The organism is Methylobacillus draconifructus (assembly GCF_045984355.1).
Classification (GTDB): domain Bacteria; phylum Pseudomonadota; class Gammaproteobacteria; order Burkholderiales; family Methylophilaceae; genus Methylobacillus; species Methylobacillus flagellatus_A.
Map to the genome: position 1 here is coordinate 426560 of NZ_JBJQII010000002.1, position 22840 is coordinate 449399.

Consider the following 22840-nt stretch of genomic DNA (forward strand, 5'->3'; position numbering starts at 1 on the left):
TTTTCTAATTTCTTAATGCTGCACCGTGTCGCTGAGCCAACAAATCCAGCAACCCGGCTATCACTGCATCGGCTTCTGCATCGGTCAAAGTCTTTTGAGTATCTTGCATAAGCACAAGAAATGCAAGGCTTTTCTTCCCTTCAGCGATGCCTTTCCCCTGATAAACATCAAACAGCGCAATGTCACTAATCAACGCATTTTTACTGGATCGCATGGTATCCAGCAATGACTGGATTGGGACCGCCTCATCGACCACCACGGCAATGTCGCGGCGCACTGGAGGAAACTTGCCGACCTGCACATAGGATGCCACGCTGAACTGCAACAATGGCTCCACATCCAGCTCAAACAAGATCGCACTGCGCGGCAGCTGGTAATGCTGCTGCCACTTGGGATGCAACTTTCCTATCCAGCCGATTGGCAAGCCATCCAGCAGGATCTGGGCCGTTTGGCCCGGGTGCAATGCCGGATGCTGCGCGGCAACATACTGCACACGACCTCCTGCCAGGCGGTCCACTTCCGCCTTCACGTCGAAGAAGTCGACTTCTCGAGCGGCCGCGGCCCACTGTTCCGGCTCAGCACTGCCATAAGCCAAGCCGGATATCCGCCCGACCTCGCGGTAGGCGGCCTCCTCGGCGAAATAAGCCGAGCCGATTTCAAACAGGCGCACACGCTCCTGCTTGCGGTTGAGATTATAGATCAAGGTCTCCATCAGGCCTGCCCATAAGCCGGTACGCATCACGCTCAGATTGCTTGCGATCGGGTTTTTCAGGGCGATCGGGCTGGCATTGCCAAGGAAATCGCGTTCCCAGCTTTCATCGACGAAGCTGTAGCTGACGATTTCCTGATAGCCGCTGGCCGCAAGCGTATCGCGCAGCCGGTTGCGATTCAGCCTGGCTTCCGGCAAAGGCAGCATACGCTGCTCGTCATGCGGCGCCAATGCCGGGATATTGTCGTAGCCGTGCAGGCGGGCGACCTCTTCGACCAGGTCTTCCTCGATTTCGATATCGAAACGGTAGCTGGGAGGAGTCACTTCAAAACCGCCCTCCACAGCAGAAAACTTGAAACTCAAACGCTCGAGCAACGTACCGACCGCCGCCGCATCCAGGACGATCCCCAAGACGGAATTCAGGCGCGCCAGGCGCAGGCGCACCGGCTTGCGCTCAGGCAATTGATGCAACGCCTCGGTGATTGGCCCCGCCTGCCCGCCGCAGATTTCCAATACCAATTGACTCGCGCGTTCCAGGGCCTGCAGGGTATTGCCGAAATCGACGCCGCGCTCGAAGCGATAAGATGAGTCAGTAGAAAAATTCAAACGCCTCGCCTTGCCCACGATCACGGCTGGGGCGAAGAAAGCGCTTTCGAGGAAAATATCGCGGGTGGCGTCACCGACCGCGCTGGCTTCGCCGCCCATGATGCCGGCCAGGGCCAGGGGAGCCTTGTCGTCCGCAATCACCAACATGTCGTCGCCCAGGGCGATCTGCTGGCCGTTGAGCAACAGCAATTCCTCGCCATTGTGCGCATAGCGTACTTGAATGCCGCCCTGGAGTTTGTCCGCATCAAAGGCATGCAGGGGCTGGCCCTGCTCCAGCAGCACATAGTTGGTGATATCGACAATCGCGCTGATGCTGCGGATACCGCTGCGCTCGAGCTTGCGCACCATCCAGTCCGGCGTTGCGGCGGTGGCGTCGACACCCTGGATCAGGCGGCCCGCATAGCGCGGACAAGCCTCCGGCTCGGCCACACTGACAGCCAGCTGCTGCGCATGGGCGACCGGGACAGGAGTGATTTCGGGCAAGGCCAATGGCGCGCCTGTCAACGCCGTCACGTCGCGTGCGATCCCGGCAATGCTGAGGCAATCGGCACGGTTGGGCGTGAGCTTGAGCGTGAACAGCTTGTCATCTAGGTCGAACAGCGCGCGGATATCCTGGCCGACCTGTGCATCGGCAGCCAGTTCCAATATGCCGTCGCTTTCCTCGGCTAAACCCAGCTCCTTGGCGGAACACATCATGCCGAAGGATTCTACGCCACGCACCTTGGCCTGCTTGATCTTGAAGCCAGGCAGTTCGGCACCCACCAGCGCGCAGGGCGCCTTGAGCCCGGCACGGGCATTGGGCGCACCGCAGACGATTTGCAGCGGCTCACCGCTGCCAACATTGACCTTGCACACCTGCAGGCGGTCTGCATCCGGGTGCTTCTCGGCGCTGATGATTTCAGCCACCACCACCTTGGTGAATTCGGGAGAGACCGGCTCCAGCTCCTCCACTTCCAGCCCTGCCATGGTCAGGGCATGGCTCAGGCCCTGGCTGTCCAGGGCAGGATTTACATATTGGCGCAGCCAGTGTTCAGAGAATTGCATAGTGTTGATCTGTCCAGAAGTAAGGGCTAGGCGAATTGCTTGAGGAAGCGCAAATCGTTTTCAAAGAACAGGCGCAGATCGTTGACGCCGTACCGCAGCATGGTCAGGCGCTCAACGCCGAGGCCGAAGGCAAAGCCGCGGTATTTTTCGCTGTCGATGCCGACATGGCGGAACACCTCGGGATGCACCATGCCGCAGCCGCCAATTTCCAGCCAGCCGCCGTTCCAGCTCATGTCCATTTCTGCGGAAGGCTCGGTGAACGGGAAGAAGGACGGGCGGAAACGCACTTGCAAGTCGTCACGCTCGAAGAAGCGCTGCAGGAAATCCTGCACCACGCCCTTGAGGTTGGCGAAGCTGATGTGCTCGTCCACCCACAAGCCTTCCACCTGGTGGAACATGGGGGAATGCGTAGCATCCGAATCGACGCGATATACGCGGCCCGGCGCAATGATCTTGAGCGGCGGCGCCTTGTCCTGCATATAGTGCACCTGCACAGGCGAGGTGTGCGTGCGCAACACATGCTTGTCGTCGACATAGAAGGTGTCATGCATCGCGCGTGCAGGATGGTCTTCCGGGATGTTGAGCGCGGTAAAATTGTAGAAATCGGACTCGATCTCGGGGCCTTCCGCCACCTCGAAGCCGATGGAGCGGAACAGTTCTTCCACACGCCTCAAGGTTAGCGACACCGGGTGCAAGCCGCCCGTACCGGCGCTCCGGCCTGGGAGCGTAACGTCGATCGTCTCGCTGGCCAGCTGGCGGTCCTGCTCCGCCTGCAGGATCGCATCACGGCGTTGCTTGAGCGCGGATTCGACTTGCTGCTTGACGACATTGATGGCCGCGCCTGCTGCGGGACGCTCTTCCGCGGACAGCTTGCCCAGGCCCTTCAAGGCCTCTGTCAGGCTGCCGCTCTTGCCGAGATAGCGCGCCTTGGCCTGCTCCAGGTCGACGATGCTGACACAGGCTGCGAAATCCTGCTGCGCCTCGCTGATGATGTGATCTAGATTTTGCATATTATGGTGTTGTCCTCACGGATGCTTTCATAAACGACCACTATGTTTAATGCCATATGTCATCGACGGACATGGCCGCTTGTGGAAAAACCCGGAAAAAAAAGGAGGCACGAGGCCTCCTTTTCTTATTGCTGTTGCTTAGGCAGCGGCGAGACCGGATTTAGCAAGTTCGGCAAACTTGGCAAACGCCTGCTTGTCGAACACTGCCAGATCAGCCAGCACCTTGCGGTCGACTTCAACCGCGGACTTCTTCAGGCCGTTGATGAAACGGCTGTAGGTCAAGCCATACTCACGGGCACCGGCATTGATACGTGCAATCCACAGTGCGCGGAATTGACGCTTTCTCTGACGGCGGTCACGGTAAGCATATTGACCAGCCTTCATCACCGCCTGCTTGGCGATGCGGTAAACGTTCTTGCGACGGCCGCGATAACCCTTGGCAGCGTTCAGAACCTTCTTGTGACGCGCACGGGCAATGACACCACGCTTTACTCTAGGCATCTCTTATCTCCTTATTGAGTTGGCATCATGGCGCGTACGCGCTTGACGTCGGTTGAGGAAATAATGGCCGTGCCGCGCAGGTTACGCTTCTGCTTGGTGGTCTTCTTGGTCAGGATATGACGCAGGTGGGAGTGGGTACGCTTCACCTTGCCATTTCCCAAGAACTTGAAGCGCTTCTTGGCGCTGCTCTTAGTCTTCATCTTTGGCATTTTGTTCTCCTAATAGGGATATTGAAAAAAGAGCGATCGGGCATGCCTTTGGCCGCGTCGCCGCTTCCTTACTGCTTACTACTCACAAGCCTTGCCGCCCGAGGGCCTCAAGGCTTTGCTTTCTTTTGCGGTGATAACACCATCACCATCTGGCGGCCTTCCATCTTGGGAAACTGCTCCACCACTGCATGTTCTGTCAAATCCGCCTCGACCCGCTTCAACAACGCGAGGCCAATCTCTTGGTGAGTGATTTCACGGCCACGGAAGCGCAAGGTCACCTTCGCCTTGTCACCTTCCTGCAGGAAACGAATCAGGTTACGCAGTTTGACTTGGTAGTCGCCCTCATCGGTACCAGGACGGAACTTGACTTCCTTCACCTGCACCTGCTTTTGCTTGAGGCGCGCTTCATGCTGACGCTTGCTCTCGGCATACTTGAATTTGCCGTAATCCATCAAGCGGCATACAGGCGGGCTCGCCTGCGGCGCAATCTCGACCAGGTCGGTATCCACCTCTTCGGCCTTTGCAAATGCTTCATTCAGACTGACGATGCCTAACGGCTCGTTATCCACCCCAACCAGACGAACCTGTGGCGCAGTAATATCGCCATTGATCCGCAATTCCTTTTCCTGAGCTATCGCAAAATCTCCCGTTATTTAATATCGAAGGCCAAAATAATAGACCGCGCTACTCGCGCAGGCATCCTAGATCTTGTCGGCAATGTCGTTTTTCAAGCGCTCAATGAAAGCGCTTACCGGCATTGAACCCAAGTCTTCGCCCTTGCGGGTACGCACGGCCACTTGACCAGTCTGCATTTCGCGCTCACCTGCAATCAGGAGGTAAGGCAGCTTCTGCAAGCTATGCTCGCGGATTTTATAGGTTATTTTCTCATTTCTCAAGTCCGAATCGATGCGGAAGCCATTTTTCCGCAATTCCTCGACCACGGAAGCGACATATTGAGCCTGCCCGTCGCTGATATTGAGCACCATGGCCTGCACCGGCGCCAGCCAGGCCGGCATCGCGCCCGCATGGTTTTCGATCAGGATGCCGAGGAAGCGCTCCATGGAGCCGACGATCGCGCGATGCAACATGACCGGATGCTTGCGGGAGTTGTCCTCATCGACGTATTCCGCTCCCAGGCGTTCCGGCAGGTTGAAGTCGAGCTGGATGGTGCCGCATTGCCACAAGCGGCCCAGGCTGTCCTTCAGGGTGAACTCGATCTTGGGACCGTAGAACGCGCCCTCGCCAGGCTGCAACTCGAATTCAAGGTTGTTCTGCTTGAGAGCCACGGCCAGCGCCTCTTCCGCCTTGTCCCAGGCTTCGTCGGTGCCCACACGCTTTGCAGGCCGCGTGGATAGCTTGACCAGCACCTCGTTGAATCCGAAATCCTTGTAGGCCTTGTAGAGCATGACGATGAAGTCGGCCACCTCGTCCTTGACCTGGTCTTCAGTACAGAAGATATGCGCGTCATCCTGGGTAAAGCCGCGCACGCGCATCAGGCCGTGCAAAGCGCCCGACGGCTCATTGCGGTGGCAGGAACCGAATTCGGCCAGGCGCAACGGCAGGTCGCGATAGCTGTGCAGGGTGCTGTTGAATATCTGGATGTGGCCGGGACAGTTCATCGGCTTGACCGCGTAATCGCGGTTTTCCGAGGCGGTGGTGAACATATTGTCGTGGTAATTCTGCCAGTGCCCGGACTTTTCCCACATGACCCGGTCCATGATGGTCGGGGTGCGCACTTCCTGGTAGCCGAAGTCGCGGAACATGTTGCGCATGTATTGCTCGACTTCCTGCCAGATCACCCAGCCGCGCGGATGCCAGAACACCATGCCAGGCGCCTCGTCCTGCATGTGGAAGAAATCGAGCTGGCGCCCCAGCTTGCGATGGTCGCGCTTTTCCGCCTCTTCCAGCATGTGCAGATAGGCATCCAGGTCGTCTTTCTTGGCCCAGGCCGTGCCGTAGATGCGCTGCAGCATTTCGTTGTTGGAATCGCCGCGCCAGTAGGCCCCCGCCACCTTCATGAGCTTGAATGCCTTGAGCTTGCCGGTGGAAGGCACATGGGTGCCGCGGCACAGGTCGGTGAAATCGTCCTGGGTATAGAGCGAAATTTCCTGATCGGCAGGGATCGAGCCGATGATTTCCGCCTTGTATTGCTCGCCGATCGACTTGAAATAGGTCACCGCCTCGTCGCGCTCCATCACGGTGCGCACGATGGGGATGTCGCGCTTGGCAAGCTCCTGCATGCGAGCTTCGATCGCCTGCAAATCCTCGGGCGTGAACGGGCGCTTGTAGGAGAAATCATAATAAAAGCCATTGTCGATCACTGGGCCGATAGTCACCTGGGCTTCAGGGAACAATTGCTTGACCGCCTGCGCCAGCAAGTGGGCGGTGGAATGGCGGATAATTTCCAGCCCCTCGGCGTCGCGGTCGGTAATGATCGCCAGATCCGCGTCATCCGTGATTTGATACGAGGTATCCACGGCCTTGCCATTGACCTTGCCGCCCAATGCGGCACGTGCCAAACCGGCACCGATGTTCATCGCGACTTCCGCGACAGTCACAGGTTCGTCGAACTTGCGTTCGGAACCGTCTGGCAAACGAATAACTGGCATATATCCCTACCCAATAAACAGCAAAAGCCGTCAAACGGCTTTTGCTTGCGCAATCAATTTAGCTGCCGATTATCGCATAGAGGCGACTGGCACCACAACACGCACACGAACTGGGACGGCTAACAAGCCTCAGCGAAGCGATCCTGGCTAGACGCTCCGCAGCAGGCAGTACAGCAGTACGACAAGACAGAGCAACGACTCAAGGAGAGGTTTGTTAGCCGCCCCTAACGCTTGTAAGGCGAGGCCAACGGTTCGCCGATAAACACCCCCTGCACCGGCCAGGCCACGCTTTTCCAGTAAGCCTCGATAGCCGAGGCGCCCAACAGGTAATGCTTGAGCAACACAGCCGGGTTGGGAAACTTCTGCCAATGATTGCAAGGCTCGGACACCGTGCCGTAGCTTGCCGTCGCGCCCGCCTCCAGCCAGCGCAAGCTGCTCATCTGGCCATTGCCCAGCAAATCACCGCCAGCAGAAGTCAGGTGGTCAGCCAGCGCGCCGGGGAAAAACTGCAGGGTCTCGAGAAAAGGCACTTTCACCAGCCCTGTCTGGTAGATCATGACGTCCTGCACGTCGCGGATGCTGTCAGCCTTGAGGTTCTTGATCTCAAGGTAGCGCTGCGCCACCTTGCCCGAAGGCGGGAAAAACAAGGCGCGGCTACTGCGGTTCTTGTCCGATGTCGTCAGGTAATACGCGGTGGCCGCCGGCGCGCTGTAGTCGCTGGCGAAACCGCGGTCGATCAAGGCCTTGGCATCCTCGAACGATTGCACCGGCAACAGCATGGACAAGCGGTACCCCATGTCATTGAACGGCTTGAGCGAGCGCGAATTGAAATAGCGGCTGGGATGTTTGGCAGGCGCGCAGGTATTGGCGCACTGCGCGGGATCGAAACCCATGGTGATGGCGGAGGTGATCGAGTTGCACTCCACGGCATAAGGAGCAGTCCACATCATGACGATGGCCTGGTGCCTGGGCTGCAATTGGGCGTCGATCTCCTGCTTGAGCTGGCCGAAATACTGCGCGCTGAGCTTCTTCGGGCTGCCGGGAATACTTACCTTGATGAGGTTGTCCGCCGGGATACGGCGTACCTTGAGGTAATATTCCCCGGCCTGCACGCTCTCCGGCTGATCGGTGTTCACCACCACCGCCACATTCTCCGGCTGCAGATTGTAGCCGCCCCTATTGGGAGTGCGCAGGGAAATTGCCTCGCCCGCCAGCGCTCCCAGGCTTTGCAGCATCAAGCAGAACATCAGTAAATATCGCACGCCAGCCTTTATCCTGTACCTAATCCAGACCACATCAATAAAAATGGGAGCCGAAGCTCCCATGAATCTTACAATGACTGGATGTCGGACGCTATTACAGTTTGCGCCTGCGCCGCGCGCTAAAGGCAACCAGGCTCAACCCGGCCATCAGCATGGCGGCCACTTCCGGCTCAGGCACGGCAGTAATCGCCAGGTTGACAGGACCGATGCTACCCTGGGCAAACAGCAAAGCGGTATAAATGCCGGTGTTGGCAATGGAGAAATTCAATACACCCTCGTCCACGCTGCCCAGCAAGTTCAAGGTGCCGAATTGCGTTGCGCCTTGCCCGATCGTCACGCCCAGCCAGGAAAAGCTGCTGTCCACGTCCTCGAGCGTCAGTGAATAATCGCCGGCCAGCAATGCCACATTGTATTTGTATATACCCGGGATCGTGGTCGCGGCATCCACCTCGAACACCGGTGCGGCCTGCGCCGCCATGCTGCCAGAGAAGGTCAATGCCACCAGCAGATATTTGACTGCATTCAATAATTTTTTCATGATCCGGTCCTTATGCTTTATCAGAAATAGCAGGCGTTCTGCGGCGTGAGGTGTAAGCCACCAACAAGCCTATCCCTACGCAAAGCAACGCCCAAGTGTCAGCTTCCGGCACCAATGAGACGGTAAAGCCGAAAGAGCCGACTCCAACGCCATTGTTAGCATCGCCAAACACACTGAACAGATAAGAACCGGCAGTCAGCTCCGGCAGGAGGAAAGTGCCGGAACCATAGAATGTGCTGATAAGCGTGGCCCCGCTGAATATACTGATGCCGAAGCTTCCGTCTACAAATGCAACCGGAAACCCGTAATCCAGCAAGGACAACTCATAAACACCCGCATCAAGGTTGTGAGAAAAGACAGCATCACTAGGCAAGCCGCCGTCAGCGTAAAGATAGCCGACCTCATCAACCTTGGTAGCTGCATTGGCTGCTGTCATCATGACCAGCATCAGTGCACCTACCAACCACTTCATTACAAAGCGTTTCATCATTACATCTCCCATCAAGGTAAAGACCAGAGAGGATAAGCAATAAGCAGGCCAGAAATTTATATCAAAAAATTACCATGTCAATCAACAAGTTAGAAAAGTTGATGATGTAGACTGAAAAAAAACCTGCACCACAAGCATCACGCCAACTCAAAAACAGCGCTTTCCCGCACAACATTAGCTCTTCTGGGCGAGATTTTGCTGCCAGCGCCAACTGTCCACGCACATCTGCCCGATGCCGCGCGTCGCTTTCCAATTCAATGCCTGTTCGGCATATGCGGGATCGGTATAACTCGCCGCCACGTCGCCTGGGCGGCGCGCAACCAATTGATAAGGAACAGTACGGCCGCTAGCATCTTCAAAGGCCTTGATCATCTCCAGCACGCTATATCCCTGACCAGTGCCGAGGTTGCATGTGAACACCCCCGTCTCCTTGTTCAGCCGCTCCAGGGCGCGCAAATGACCGACCACCAGGTCCACCACATGGATATAGTCGCGGACGCCAGTGCCATCCACCGTCGGGTAGTCACTGCCAAACACAGAGAGATACTCGCGCTGGCCTTGCGCCACTTGGGTGATGTAAGGCATGAGGTTGTTGGGAATACCGTTCGGGTTCTCGCCGATCAGGCCGCTTTCATGCGCTCCAACAGGATTGAAGTAACGCAGGATGGCAATGCGCCACTCCGGATCGGAAGCTGCCAAATCACGGAGGATATCCTCCACCATCAGCTTGCTCGCTCCGTAAGGGTTGGTCGCAGACAACGGGAAGTCCTCACGAATAGGCACGCTGGCGGGATCACCATAAACGGTGGCGGAAGAACTGAAGACAAACTGCTTGACGCCGTATGCCTGCATGACGCGCAGCAACGTGACGCTGCCCGCCACGTTGTTATCGTAATAGCGTAAAGGCTGGGCAACCGACTCACCCACCGCCTTGAGCCCGGCAAAATGCATCACCGCTTTGAACGGGTGCTTGGAAAACAAGTCACGCAACAACGCTTCATCGCGCACGTCCCCTTCAACCAGTACAGGCACCTTGCCCGTGATCTGCTGAATGCGTTCGATCATATGCGCCTGACTGTTGCTGAAATTATCCAGCACCACCACCTCATAACCCGCATTAATCAACTCCACGCATGCGTGGGAACCTATGTAACCTGTACCGCCTGTTACTAAAATCATTCAATAAATCCTGCTTAGTTTAAGTTTAAACATCTAATGCATTGCAGTTAATGCAAGCTCTACAATAAAAACCTATTGCCAACATATCATAAAGTAATGAATTAAATGCTCCCGCAAACAATGCTATCCTTTAGAATCACGCAGGAATAACTTTAGCAAATTAATAAACTTCGCTTATGCAACTTAAAAATACTGTCATCGTCTCTGGTGGCGCTGGCTTTATCGGTAGCAATTTTGTATTGGATTGGGTCAAGGCCGACCTTGGCATAATAGTCAACTTAGATAAACTGACCTACGCAGGCAATCGAGCAAATTTGTCAGAGATTGAAAACAACCCCAATCACATCTTTGTGCATGGAGACATTGGCGATCAAGCATTGGTCGCAAAACTGCTGGCGGAACACAAACCTCGAGCAGTTATCCACTTCGCTGCCGAAAGCCATGTTGACCGCTCCATACATGGTCCTGAAGACTTTATCCAAACCAATGTTGTCGGCACTTTTCATCTATTGGAAGAAGTACGCGCCTACTGGAATGCCTTGGCAGAAGCCAATCCAGCAGAAAAAGAAAAACCTCAGTTCCGCTTTCTGCATGTTTCCACGGATGAAGTTTACGGTACTCTCGGGCCTAATGACCCGGCATTTACCGAAACTACACCTTACGCACCTAATAGCCCTTATTCAGCATCAAAGGCAGCTTCAGATCACTTGGTACGCGCCTACTACCACACTTATGGTTTACCGGTGCTGACGACCAATTGCTCCAATAATTATGGCCCTTACCATTTCCCTGAGAAACTGATTCCACTTTGCCTGCTCAATGCCTTGGCTGGCAAACCCTTGCCCATCTATGGCGATGGCCAGCAAATCCGCGACTGGTTATTCGTCAAGGATCACTGCAGCGCTATTCGCCGCGTGTTGGAAGCAGGCAAGTTGGGTGAAACCTATAATGTGGGAGGATGGAATGAAAAAGCCAATCTCGACGTGGTGCAGACTCTCTGCAGCATTCTTGATGAACTCAGCCCCAAAGCGGATGGCAAGAGTTACAAGGAGCAAATTACTTTCGTCAAAGATCGCCCAGGCCATGATCGGCGCTATGCCATTGATGCAACCAAGCTTGAACGTGAGCTGAACTGGAAGCCTGCAGAAACTTTTGAAACCGGCATCAGAAAAACCGTGGAGTGGTATCTGCAAAACCAAGCCTGGGTTAATAATGTTACCAGCGGTGAATACCGCAACTGGGTCAGCAAGCAATATAGCGGGAGCGCAGCATGAGAAAAGGCATCATTCTCGCCGGCGGTTCCGGCACACGCTTGTATCCCGTCACGCAAGCTGTCTCCAAGCAATTGCTGCCGGTCTATGACAAACCCATGATCTACTACCCTTTGTCCACACTCATGCTGGCAGGGATACGCGACATTCTGCTGATTTCCACCCCGCAGGACACGCCACGCTTTGAGCAACTGCTTGGTGACGGCAGCCAATGGGGCATTAACATCACTTACGCAGTCCAACCGTCACCAGATGGCTTGGCTCAGGCTTTCATCATTGGCAAGGATTTCATCGGAAACAGTCCAAGCGCCCTTGTCCTGGGAGACAATATCTTTTACGGGCACGACCTTGGACATGATCTTGCACATGCAGGCAAACGGCAGGATGGTGCCACCGTATTTGCTTACCCTGTGCACGACCCTGAGCGCTATGGCGTAGTGGAATTCAATGATGCCGGACAGGCCATCAGCCTTGAAGAAAAGCCCAAGGAACCCAAATCGCGCTATGCCGTCACCGGCCTGTATTTCTATGATAATCGCGTAGTAGACATTGCCGCCAGCCTCAAACCATCTCCACGTGGCGAGCTTGAAATTACCGACGTCAACAAAACCTATCTAGCCCAAGGCACACTCAACGTGGAGCTGATGGGCCGTGGTCATGCCTGGCTGGACACGGGTACGCATGAATCTCTTCTGGAAGCTTCCCTCTTCATCGAAACCATAGAAAAACGACAAGGCCTCAAGGTAGCCTGCCCAGAAGAAATTGCCTACCGTAAAGGCTATATCAGTGCCGAAGATGTTGAAAGAATCGCCCAGCCTTACCTCAAGAATGGCTATGGTCAATACCTGATCAGAATGCTGAAAGAAAAAATCTTTTAATGAAAATCATCCCAACCTCTATCCCTGATGTCCTCGTTATTGAACCCAAAGTATTCGGGGATGATCGCGGCTTTTTCTTCGAGAGCTTCAACCGAAAGGTATTTGAGCAAGCAGTAGGTCAGCACTTCGACTTTGTACAAGATAACCACTCAAAATCAATCAAAGGTGTATTGAGAGGCCTGCATTACCAGATCGAACAAGCGCAAGGCAAACTTGTTCGTGTTGTTGCCGGCGAGGTTTTTGATGTTGCAGTCGATATCCGCCGCTCATCCCCGACTTTTGGACAATGGGTTGGAGAATACATCTCCGGCGAGAACAAGAAGCAAATGTGGGTACCTCCAGGCTTTGCTCATGGCTTTCTAGTATTGTCTGAAACAGCCGAGTTCCTCTACAAGACCACAGACTTCTATGCGCCTGCGCACGAACGCTGTATCAGTTGGGATGACCATGAAATTGGTATTCAATGGCCTGATACAGGCGCTGCCCCTTTACTGTCAACCAAGGACCAACAAGGCCTCAGCATTAACCAAGCAGAGCTGTTTGCATAATGGCGACCTTCAATAAAATCCTGCTCACTGGCATCAATGGCCAAGTAGGCCACGCCCTTTATCCCAAACTACAAAGCCTGGGGGAAGTCATCGCACTCGGCCGTGATCAGCTGGACTTGTCAAAGCCTGACCATATCCGCGACATCGTACGAACAATCAAACCAGACCTGATCGTCAACCCCGCAGCATATACCGCAGTAGACAAGGCAGAGTCAGAGCCAGAGCTTGCCCATGCGATCAACGGTATAGCTCCAGGAATTCTTGCAGAAGAAGCGAAAAAACTGAACGCACTGCTCGTGCACTACTCAACGGATTATGTATTTGACGGCACAAAAACCACACCCTACATTGAAACGGACGAACCCAACCCAATCAACGTTTATGGTGCCAGTAAACTTGCCGGAGAAAAAGCTATCCAAGCCATAGCAGGTCAACATCTAATTTTCAGAACTAGCTGGGTTTATGGCGCATATGGTAGGAACTTCATGCGTACTATCTTAAAATTGGCCCAAGAGAACAAATCCTTACGCATTATTTCTGATCAGTTTGGCGCTCCCACAGCTAGCTCTTCCATTGCAGAATACACAACAAAAATTCTTCGCCAATGGCACACTGGGCACCAACACGGCATTTATCACTTTGTTAATGAAGGACATACCACATGGTTTGAGTTTGCAAAAGAAATATTAAATCTTTACTTTGAATTCCCAGCACATCCTTCACCCCCTCATGCAAGCACATCAAAAGAAGTAATAGGTATATCTGCAAAAGAATATACAACTACCGCAAAAAGACCTAGCAATTCAACACTTAGTACTTTTAAGATATATACCGACTTCAGGCTTACACTTCCTAAATGGCAAGATGCATTACGAAAAGAGATTGAACTTTGCAGATCAATGACTCGTTGATCATAAAGCTATCAATAAATTCATTTGAGAAAATTAATTCACCGCGTGAGCTTGGCCGGCTCGCCGAGAGCGCGGCCGGCCTCGGTCCATCACCGTGAACAACGGATCGGAGTTTGCCGGCAGAGCAATGGATGCCTAGGCTTACCAAGCCGGCGTTGAATCGCCCCGGCTTTTCTAGACACTCCGTAGCCGGTTGAAATACTGATTTTCGAACTCTACCGGAGAAACGTCGTTTGCATAACCATGGCGACGTTTCGGGTTATAAAATATCTCGATGTAGTTGAAGACCTCCCGGCGAGCTTCCTCGCGGTCGAGATAGGTTTTGCGGCGGATTCGCTCCCGTTTGAGTAGCTGGAAGAAACTCTCAGCGACAGCGTTGTCATAGCAATTTCCCCGTCGGCTCATGCTGGCCACCAGGCCATGGGCTTTCAGAAAGGCTTGCCAGTTGTGGCTGCTGTACTGGCATCCCTGGTCCGAATGGACGATCACGGGCGCCGTGGGATTTCGCCGCCAGACCGCCATCAGCAAGGCATTGATCGCCAGTTCGCTATCGATCCGCGAGCGCATCGACCACCCGATGACCTGACGCGAGAACAGGTCCCGTACCACGGCCAGATACAACCAGCCTTCGTTGGTTCGGATATAGGTGATGTCTGTCACCCAAACCTGATTGGGCGCTTCGACATCGAATTTCTGCTCCAGCTGATTCTCAGCCACGACCGCGGGCTTGCCGTAGCGACCGGCCCGACGACGGTAGCCCACCTGTGCCCGCAGCCCTTCCTGCCTCATCAACCGATAAACCCGATGTTTGCCGCAGCGCTCGCCCAGATCGCGCAGGTCATGTGCAATCTTGCGATAACCATAGACGCCACCGCTCTCCAACCAGGATTGCTTGATCAGCCCCAGCAGTCGTTGATCATCCTGCTGACGAGGCGACACGGGTTCGGCCTTCCAAGCGTAATAGCCGCTGGGATGAACGGCCATCATGTGGCAGAGCCGGCGCACCGGATACTGCGTTTCATGGGATTGAATGAAGGCGTACCTTACCGGGACTCTTTGGCGAAGTACGCTGCGGCCTTTTTTAGGATGTCGCGCTCCTCGCTGACCCGCTTCAGTTCGGCCTTGAGTCGGCGAATTTCTGCCGCCTGGCCTTGCAACTCGCTACGCTCAACCTCGGGCACGCTGTAACGCTTCAGCCACTCGTACAGGGTCGGCAACGACACGCCCAATCGACTCGCCACTTCTGAGGCGGGATGACCACGATCCGTGACCTGTTTGACCGCTTCAATCTTGAACTCTTCCGGGTAACGCTTGCTGCTCATGACTTCTCCTTTTGCCTAAGTTTAAGGCTTCGGAGCGTCTACTGGTTCCGGGGCGATTCAGTTTGTCATGCATAAGGGTCACGGACATTACTTACATCCGCACCTTCCAAGAGTGTGCTATATCTTGGAGTCATGCTGAATTGATTCTCACGTAAAGTGATCGGCTGATCAATGAAATCGACACTCGCCAAGGAGATCATACTAATTGCAATCACTAATAACAGTCTGGAGAAGGAAACTAACAGGGCAGATGATCATTCATTCAGACTAGGTACAAAGTACAGTGGCAAAATCCTTTTTTGTAGCTTAAAGAAAGAGAGAATCCGTACTCATATGTACGATCCATAAGGATAAGGCACGTGCTGATATATATAGATTATATTGAGGTATTTTATAACAGGGCTAGCAGGCCTACTAACCTAGGTGGTATGAGCTCTGAGGTATTTTAAGAGCAATGACTCAGCAGAAAAAGGCTATCAAACCGTGGGTAGTCCAAAGTTTAACAGTGTTACTAAACACACATTTTACTTGCACATAAAAGAGAGCGAATTCCGATTCAACCATCGCTATGACTATCTTAACTTTGAGACACTCAAATTTCTAAGAAAAACTCTCCTTAGTTTCCTAATGCCTAATCCAATTGAAAAACTGAACAAGCGAACTAAATCAGCAACAGATAAAAAGCATCTTAATCGCTCAATCAGATTTTCAAAGTACAGAGCATCAGATATTTCTTTATGAATAGTCATATATATATAACTCTTATCTGAAACTAATCTTCTCGAAATATAATTAATCAGAAAGTTCATACTCTCCGAACTTAATACAGAATTCAAAGAAGCAGGCAACCTATATAAACTCTCAAGAACTTTATTAATTTGCTCAATCTTAAAATATAAAGATTGATTATCTCTCTTCATTGTAACCGAACTAGAGTTTCTATAATAAAAATAAATCCCCTCATTAATGGTTACTGCCTTCCTAGATAAGACTAACATTGCAGAAAGCAATAAAACATCTTCGGCAAAAATGAGTCTTTCATCTACATTAACATTTAATATTAAGAAAGTTTCTTTTAGCAGATCTTTTCTAAAGGCTTTACCTGGAGTACCTAAATTGATATTTTTCTTTTTCAAGACAGCTCTAGCAATATCTTTGCTGCCCAAGTCAACAATTGGTGTTTGGGGTTTATTAGACCACCATTTTAAATTTGGTATATCTCTACAATTAAAGAAAACTATATCAGCCTCATATTTTGAGGCAGAAGAATATATTAGCGAAATAGCATCCAAGCGCAACTCATCATCAGGATCTAGGAATACAATATATTCACCAATGGAGTTTTCAACTCCCACTCTTCTGGCATGATAAGTTCCCAAATTCTTTACATTTTCAACAATCCTGATACGACTATCTTTTTCTGCCCACTTTTTTGCTCGAAAAATAGAATCATCAGTACCACAATCATCAACAACTATGATTTCAATGCTAGAGAATGTCTGATGAACACAAGACTGCAAAGCCCTGTCAATATATTCCCCAACATTATATGTCGGAAGAACAATTGATATCAGAGGATTAATTAAATTATTACTCAAAATAAAACCTCTTATTTTAATTCATCACGTAATACAACAGAAAAACCCATCATTGACACAAGCTTTCTAACAACCAGTCCGCACTCGTTTTACGTAAATAGTCTAATTTCATAGACACATTATCCCAATCAATTGGTTCATGCATACACTCACGAAGACTTTTACTAGATTCACTATTATAAATTCTATTTTCAAGCCCCAATTTACTCAGAATAGAAATAAACCGACTATTCTCAGTCGCAGTGTAGCCATCTTGCAAAACGACAAGAAATGGTCTTTTCATTATTATAGAAAAAACCGTTCCATGGAATGAGTTTGTAACTATACAGTTAGCAGATGAAAAGCTTTTAATCCACTGGGGAATGTTAGGTATAAATAGATTTTCCTTAGGTATACAACTTTCTGCGCCCTGAAGAGGAATCACTTTTAACTTCAACCCACCACTCGAAGAAAAATTAACAAGCTCACTCCAGGGTAAAGAACTTCGTCGGCGAATATTCAAAAAATAGCACAACAACACTTCATCATCATCTGAAGAAAGATTGCGTGTTAGATTTAAATAATCAGAAGCAGGCAATAAAAAAGTAGGATCCAGAACACTAACAGCATCACAGATTCCCGCCAATTTACAGTGCTCCAATCCTTGTTCCTCGCGAACTGATATAGCTGAAAATCCACTTAAATATTTCGCTGCTAAGACATACCAGTCGTGAGACAGTCGCTGCCAAGCACCACTTGCAGCATATGAAATTTTTTTTACTCCTGGCGGTCCAAAATCCAAAAAATTTATCTCATTTGCAACCGTCCAAACCTGATCAGAACCAACAATATATACATCAGCATCAGGATAGTTTTGCTTTAAATCATTAACATCGCCATATATTCTTTCACTAAGCCTTAAATTAGATATGAAAAAATCTTGGAAGTTACGAGGGTACTTTTTATGCCCAAACTTTACTATACGGTTATTTACAAACCTAATTACAGTTTTTGGTGAAAATAGTTTTTTTATATTATCAGTAGATATAATTTTTTTAACACTTGGATCATATCTTATCCAGCATGCCTCATATCCATTTTTTCTCAAAAACTCTTGCAAAGCAAAATATTGCAACGCCGAACCATAATTTTCATGTTCTTTTGCATAAGCATATGTCGACAGCACAGCAACTTTCATAATTTCTCCACACTAAAAATACCAAAGACCAATGAATCATTACATATGCATCACAGTGTCTACAGGCCGACAATTACAATAAAATTTAAAAAAACCAATCTAGAAACTCTACTCTGCCAAAGCTTGATGTAAGAAATCTCTAGACTTTTTTTGCAACTCTTTTAACCGAGACTCAACAATATCGTAATTAATATTGCTTTTAGGAATGTCATTTATAGAATAGACCATTCGATCTTCTAGCCCTAATGCTTGCAATAGACTACTAATTCTATAGCTTCCACGGAATTCACTCACGACACTAACAAACTGCTTCTTAAAAAGAATAGCAAATGCAGTACCATGAAAAGATGTAGTAATCACAAAATCTGAGTTATAAAACAACTCAACAAAATCTTCCGGCCCACTTAATGCATATTTATTTAGTAAATCACCGATACCAACATGGCCTCTAAGCCTAATTACCTTATCGATATCAAGCACCCCTTTAATAGACCTAATTACATCACAAACATTTACATCATCCGCCATTAAATACACAAGTATATATTTTGATGATTTTTTTCTTACTATAAGAGAATCAAAAATAGATGAATCAACCATCAGTGTTGGATCCAATACGGTCTGCACTGGTTTCTTTAGATATGGTTGGATTTGCTTATTAAATATATCCTCTCGAACACTAATAGCTGAAAAATTTGCAAGATAGCTAGCTTGATTTAAAAAATTTACATTTTCACCATGTTTTTGCACTTCTGTACTTGCTGCATATGAGATAATTTTTGAATCTTCATTTCTATCAAAATCTCCCAAAAAAACAGGATCCCCCCCAGTTATGCTTGCATTCCATATCTGATCACTACCCAAAACATAAGCATCATAACTCTTATCAATCATCTCCTTAGCATTGAAAGGGAAAGGTGATAAGTCAAGATTACTTACTATAAATCTGTCAAATTTTCTTGACCGTAAAATTCTTGAGGGGATCCACAAGAGCTGCCCAAGAAGTTTAATAAGATTATTGTAATAAATAAACCGTTGTTGGTATGGCTTCACCAAATACTCAGGCCTGTAATCAATCACCTCAACACAATGCCCCAACGATTTTAGATATTCTTGTAATGCATAGGCTTGTAGTACTGCGCCATAGTTATGCGCGCAATGAAAAGTAAGAATTCCAATTTTCACTTTAACTATCCAAATTAGCAAATTTTTTAACTACATAGCAAAACCATTACATAGGATTTTCGTACAGCCTCACTTAACAACTATATATTAAACTTATTGACACCAACTCTCGCCCACCAGCTTTCTTTTACCTAAATAATTTCTAACTGGTTCATATAATTTAATAATCATCTTATTTATTTATCGTATGTGAAATATTATCTAGTAGCTTTCGCTCTGAACGCGCAACCTTATATTCACCCTTCAAACGTCCAACGGCCACCATCATAATCACAACTTCTTCAGGTTTTACATACCCTAACTTTCGAAGTTTTAAATCGTTCCCAATGGATGAAGACCAATTCAAGGGACATGCCCCATATCCTTGAGCATGAATTCCCAATAAAAAATTCTGAGCAAACATTCCTCCATCAATCCAATGTTGGTAACGCTCTGTAGGTTCCAACATTTCTGAAATATCCATTGCAATTATTGCAATTACAGATGCTTCACTGCCAAACCCCCTGTTACCATTCTGTAGTGCTAATGCGCGATGCTTCTCTTCTTCACCCCGTAATAAATATATTCTTCCAGCCTGTCGATTGCATACACACGGTGCATGCTGTGCGGCTTTCACCGCATTTTCCAACACAACTTCAGGAACACTCTCATTAGAAAAATTACGTACCGAGACACGACTAGTTATAAATTTTATATAATCAGTACCGACATCAGAAAGCCTTTCCGGCTCTTTAACTGGTTTCCCAGTAATGTTGAAACCTTTACGCTCAGCAAGATCTAATACTCGATTGATATGCTCAGATGCTTTAATACCACTGCCAGCATTAAAATCAGCATAGCCATGCAAAGCATCCATAGCTAATGTTACTTCATTTGCACAAATATTGTTATTAATCGCATATTCTAGTTGAGCACATAGATTCTTAATTGCCTCTTTACCAAAGCCAGGCCTTGGCTCAGGAAGAGCGAGTCCTTTTTCAATTATATGATAGCATTTAGTAATTTGCGCCCCAAGACTAACTTCTGATTTAGAAGTACGCCAATGGATTCCTGAATAACGTAGGAATCTGTAAACATCATAAGCACTTACTTTCAAGAATTGAAATGGAATAATCCATGGCTTTAGGATAGATTTTAACTGTGCTGGTATTAACTTTTTAAAACTCATATTTTTCCTTAACTTTAGAGTAAATAGCATAAATAAACATATTTATTTTACGCCTCAACTCTGCATCAATCCCCAAAAGATAAATACAACCCATTGAAACAATAACTCCCGCAATCATGACGATTAAGGAGAACAAAAAGCTAGAAGGTAACAGACTACGTAAAATAACCACAGGTATTAAGGAAGTCACACTTACTATAATACTAGACACGATCACCTTTCTCACATAGTCTGCAATAGAGATGCCAACCAAATACCTAACTATTAGCAAGCGTGGAATAAACATCAGAATATTCATAACAATAGCTACAGCAAAAACCAGCCAAGGCATAGGCCATAACTTTAATGCAAACCATGAAGCAGGAAAGATAAGCAGCTGCATGGTACTCAGAATCAAATCATAGAGCCGTATATTTCCCGTTGCTCTTGCCGCGGTCATTAGCGGTAAGCTAATCGATGTAATAAGAGCCTCAAGCAGAACTAATCGAGAAAAAAGTACTGCCTCAGCAGGAGGCTTCTCCAACCAAAGCGTTAGCACAAACTCCATCTCAATAAATAGTGGCAATGCTATTAACCACATAAGAAAGAATGTTATTTTTGATCCCATATTAACTAAAGAAAATAACTCCTTCGTATTACCAGCAGCATAATATTTAACAATAGGAGGATATAAACTAGTATTAAAGTTTTGCGATAAAATAATCGCTTGCCCTCCTATTTGAAGTGCAATTGCACGAGCCGCCACGACAACAGGATTAAAGACTTGACTTAATAAAATTGTAACAGCCTGAGTCCTTGCGACAGTAGAAAATGAATTAAAAAGCATCCAACCTGTAAAACTCAATATTTCACGCAATAATATCGAATCCCAATATATCTTTTTAACTTGACACTCAGGATATCGCCTTATACAAACCCAACCATAAACAAATGTAATCAAGATAGATACACACAGCAAACCCAATCCATATAACTCTAACTTATCAAACTCAAAAACCAACAATAGCACTGCTGCTAATAATTTAAAGCCTGCCTCAGCGATAGAAATATATGCATATGTGCGCATATCCTCATAAGATATAAGCATAGCTATAAAGGGAGATGAAAACATACTGAACATAAAAGAAAAAACTGTGTAATGATAAAGCAGAACAACAGACTCTTTACGTAAAACAGGTATATTCAGTTTTTCTGTCACATACCATAACCCTATGGTTTCAAGAGCAAATAATGCAAAAATACCTATCGCAAGATATATCAAGAGATTCATACTAAATAAAACACGTAACTTTTCATGATCCCCTTCACCAAGGGCATAAGAAAAATATCGTTGCGTAGCAGATGCCATCGCAGCTGGCAAGAAAGAAAATACAGTAACAATACCTCCCACCACACTAAAGATACCGAAGTCAACAACCCCCATAGCATTCAGAACAATACGAACGGCATAAAGAGAAAAACCAATAGTGAGGAGCAACCTTAGATATAGGATTAAGGTATTTTTAACGATTCTACGATTTGTGGACATTCTGATATTCATGCCTATTTATAGGCGACATATAGAAAAAAAGAGAGTAGCTAGGAGAACATTAAGATGCTAAAACTTTATGAACACGCATATTAGTTCTATATTTCCATCCAAAGCCAGCATAGCTTTGGCATCCCTGATTTGGCATTTTCCCTTTTTTGATCAAACTTATCAATAACATTCAGGCATGAGACAGTTTTATCTTGACTGAAGTCCGGCCTGCCTAACGCTCTACAGGCGCCCATGTGTCAGATACACTTTAGCTTCAGCTCATGAGTGTCACTCACGCAACAGTAAAGCCAGAAAAGGTGGCAATACGCTGGTTCTGGATTGGGCACGCTACGAGTGTGCCAATCCCATGTCTGCTATGGGCTAATTATGAACTGATATTTACCTATCGCGACTATTACCGCACCAGTGTGTGTGCAATTACGGCTTGTGCCCTCCCTGCATGCTTGAACCTGTTACTCGTATGCTTGCCACCCAAGTGATTGACCGATTCATATAATGTTATAAGTATCAATCCTCCAACTTGGCGTTGAACATGAAAACCTAGACTGAGGTATTCGCTTTAGCCGCCTGAACTCTGCAGACTCTGCTGTAAAATGACAAGCAGATATTGCAGCATCTGGACATAAGCTACATCATGCTCCACAATTCTTACTGCGCTCAGATGCAATTCGATACCACCATCGGGTTATAGGGCTAGAGCAGTTCACCCACGTTTGTGCTTGGCTTGATGGATGAGGATTGAAATATATGGGCAACAACCAGCACCTCTGATGTGTTGTCCAATTACCCACACCAATATTGCCGACACTAGTTATAAAATGGTTCGTACTCAAGCCATATGCCATGCCACCCCCTGCGACAGATGCAATACTGATAAATTCGAGAACGGCTTGCCGCTTAAACTCGCAGGAGTGACGGCAGTGGCTTGCGGATCACAGAGAAGATAAAAATTCGCTTATCCTATTAAGTGTGCATTTAACATGAGTAAACATTTATCTTAATAAAATTTGCTCAAATTTGGTACTGGTACTGGGCGGGCTATTACGATTTAGCAATCAACTAAATTTGTTAATCCCTGTTTAGCA

General features: G+C 48.6%; 20 protein-coding genes and 3 pseudogenes. 7 read left to right on the plus strand and 16 right to left on the minus strand.

Annotated elements, in window-relative coordinates:
- Positions 1-4: 4 nt before the first annotated feature.
- The 10 genes from pheT to galE all read right to left on the minus strand — a co-directional run bounded on the left by pheT (position 5) and on the right by galE (position 10157).
- The gene (gene pheT, locus ACJSDX_RS05860) at positions 5-2359 is read right to left on the minus strand and encodes a phenylalanine--tRNA ligase subunit beta (protein ID WP_407993897.1); all 2355 of its coding nucleotides are present in this window, start codon (positions 2357-2359) and stop codon (positions 5-7) included.
- A gap of 26 nt (positions 2360-2385) precedes the next feature.
- Positions 2386-3369 carry a phenylalanine--tRNA ligase subunit alpha gene (gene pheS / locus ACJSDX_RS05865; RefSeq protein ID WP_407993898.1) on the minus strand — a complete coding sequence of 328 codons (984 nt, stop codon included), beginning with the start codon at positions 3367-3369 and terminating at the stop codon, positions 2386-2388.
- 138 nt (positions 3370-3507) lie between these two features.
- Positions 3508-3870, minus strand: coding sequence for a 50S ribosomal protein L20 (gene rplT / locus ACJSDX_RS05870; protein ID WP_011480221.1), 363 nt, complete (start codon positions 3868-3870; stop codon positions 3508-3510).
- Positions 3871-3881: 11 nt separating this feature from the next.
- On the minus strand, positions 3882-4079 hold the full coding sequence (gene rpmI / locus ACJSDX_RS05875; protein ID WP_011480222.1) for a 50S ribosomal protein L35: 198 nt from the start codon (positions 4077-4079) through the stop codon (positions 3882-3884).
- A 107-nt stretch (positions 4080-4186) separates the two neighbouring features.
- Positions 4187-4696 (minus strand): translation initiation factor IF-3, encoded by a 510-nt coding sequence (gene infC, locus ACJSDX_RS05880; RefSeq protein WP_510355930.1) that lies wholly within the window; start codon positions 4694-4696, stop codon positions 4187-4189.
- An 84-nt stretch (positions 4697-4780) separates the two neighbouring features.
- Positions 4781-6688: a threonine--tRNA ligase gene (gene thrS / locus ACJSDX_RS05885; protein WP_407993899.1), complete on the minus strand. Its 1908-nt coding sequence runs from the start codon at positions 6686-6688 to the stop codon at positions 4781-4783.
- Between the two features lie 224 nt (positions 6689-6912).
- A complete protein-coding gene (locus tag ACJSDX_RS05890) occupies positions 6913-7950 on the minus strand; it encodes a TIGR03790 family protein (protein WP_407993900.1) in 1038 nt (345 codons plus the stop codon).
- A 94-nt stretch (positions 7951-8044) separates the two neighbouring features.
- Positions 8045-8488, minus strand: a complete 444-nt coding sequence (locus tag ACJSDX_RS05895) for a PEP-CTERM sorting domain-containing protein (protein WP_407993901.1) — start codon at positions 8486-8488, stop codon at positions 8045-8047.
- Between the two features lie 10 nt (positions 8489-8498).
- A complete protein-coding gene (locus ACJSDX_RS05900; protein ID WP_309566589.1) occupies positions 8499-8978 on the minus strand; it encodes a hypothetical protein in 480 nt (159 codons plus the stop codon).
- 174 nt (positions 8979-9152) lie between these two features.
- Positions 9153-10157, minus strand: coding sequence for a UDP-glucose 4-epimerase GalE (gene galE, locus ACJSDX_RS05905; RefSeq protein ID WP_407993902.1), 1005 nt, complete (start codon positions 10155-10157; stop codon positions 9153-9155).
- Between the two features lie 176 nt (positions 10158-10333).
- Here galE and rfbB point away from each other — a divergent pair, with 176 nt between their 5' ends.
- The 4 genes from rfbB to rfbD are packed head-to-tail and all read left to right on the plus strand — an operon-like array spanning position 10334 to position 13765.
- On the plus strand, positions 10334-11431 hold the full coding sequence (gene rfbB, locus ACJSDX_RS05910; protein ID WP_407993903.1) for a dTDP-glucose 4,6-dehydratase: 1098 nt from the start codon (positions 10334-10336) through the stop codon (positions 11429-11431).
- Positions 11428-12306 carry a glucose-1-phosphate thymidylyltransferase RfbA gene (rfbA, locus tag ACJSDX_RS05915; protein ID WP_407993904.1) on the plus strand — a complete coding sequence of 293 codons (879 nt, stop codon included), beginning with the start codon at positions 11428-11430 and terminating at the stop codon, positions 12304-12306. The genes rfbB and rfbA overlap by 4 nt, the downstream gene beginning before the upstream one ends.
- On the plus strand, positions 12306-12854 hold the full coding sequence (gene rfbC, locus ACJSDX_RS05920) for a dTDP-4-dehydrorhamnose 3,5-epimerase (protein ID WP_407993905.1): 549 nt from the start codon (positions 12306-12308) through the stop codon (positions 12852-12854). Before rfbA ends, rfbC begins: the two co-directional genes overlap by 1 nt.
- Positions 12854-13765 carry a dTDP-4-dehydrorhamnose reductase gene (gene rfbD / locus ACJSDX_RS05925; RefSeq protein WP_407993906.1) on the plus strand — a complete coding sequence of 304 codons (912 nt, stop codon included), beginning with the start codon at positions 12854-12856 and terminating at the stop codon, positions 13763-13765. Before rfbC ends, rfbD begins: the two co-directional genes overlap by 1 nt.
- Positions 13766-13939: 174 nt before the next feature.
- On the opposite strand, the gene ACJSDX_RS05930 is transcribed toward rfbD, so the two are convergent.
- A protein-coding gene (locus tag ACJSDX_RS05930) for an IS3 family transposase (protein ID WP_407993907.1) occupies positions 13940-15087 on the minus strand; the annotation gives its coding sequence in 2 pieces (ribosomal slippage) (positions 13940-14841 and positions 14841-15087; 1149 coding nt in all).
- A gap of 77 nt (positions 15088-15164) precedes the next feature.
- On the opposite strand from ACJSDX_RS05930, the pseudogene ACJSDX_RS14345 reads away from it, so the two are divergent.
- From ACJSDX_RS14345 to ACJSDX_RS05935, 3 pseudogenes are all read left to right on the plus strand, one after another.
- Positions 15165-15364, plus strand: a pseudogene (locus tag ACJSDX_RS14345) (DDE-type integrase/transposase/recombinase); the annotation flags it as partial.
- Between the two features lie 20 nt (positions 15365-15384).
- Positions 15385-15536, plus strand: a pseudogene (locus ACJSDX_RS14350) (IS3 family transposase); the annotation flags it as partial.
- Positions 15537-15582: 46 nt separating this feature from the next.
- A pseudogene (locus tag ACJSDX_RS05935) lies at positions 15583-15705 on the plus strand (IS1595 family transposase); the annotation flags it as partial.
- On the opposite strand, the gene ACJSDX_RS05940 reads toward ACJSDX_RS05935, so the two are convergent.
- The 5 genes from ACJSDX_RS05940 to ACJSDX_RS05960 form a co-directional block, all read right to left on the minus strand.
- Positions 15660-16685, minus strand: a complete 1026-nt coding sequence (locus tag ACJSDX_RS05940) for a glycosyltransferase family 2 protein (RefSeq protein ID WP_407993908.1) — start codon at positions 16683-16685, stop codon at positions 15660-15662. The pseudogene ACJSDX_RS05935 and the gene ACJSDX_RS05940 sit on opposite strands and share 46 nt — an antisense overlap.
- Positions 16686-16734: 49 nt before the next feature.
- Positions 16735-17862 (minus strand): polysaccharide pyruvyl transferase family protein, encoded by a 1128-nt coding sequence (locus tag ACJSDX_RS05945; protein WP_407993909.1) that lies wholly within the window; start codon positions 17860-17862, stop codon positions 16735-16737.
- Positions 17863-17970: 108 nt separating this feature from the next.
- Positions 17971-19047, minus strand: a complete 1077-nt coding sequence (locus tag ACJSDX_RS05950; protein WP_407993910.1) for a polysaccharide pyruvyl transferase family protein — start codon at positions 19045-19047, stop codon at positions 17971-17973.
- Between the two features lie 172 nt (positions 19048-19219).
- Positions 19220-20215, minus strand: a complete 996-nt coding sequence (locus ACJSDX_RS05955) for a nitroreductase family protein (RefSeq protein WP_407993911.1) — start codon at positions 20213-20215, stop codon at positions 19220-19222.
- Entirely contained in the window at positions 20205-21743 is a 1539-nt protein-coding gene (locus ACJSDX_RS05960; protein WP_407993912.1) for a lipopolysaccharide biosynthesis protein, read from the minus strand. The genes ACJSDX_RS05955 and ACJSDX_RS05960 overlap by 11 nt, the downstream gene beginning before the upstream one ends.
- Positions 21744-22840 lie beyond the last annotated feature (1097 nt).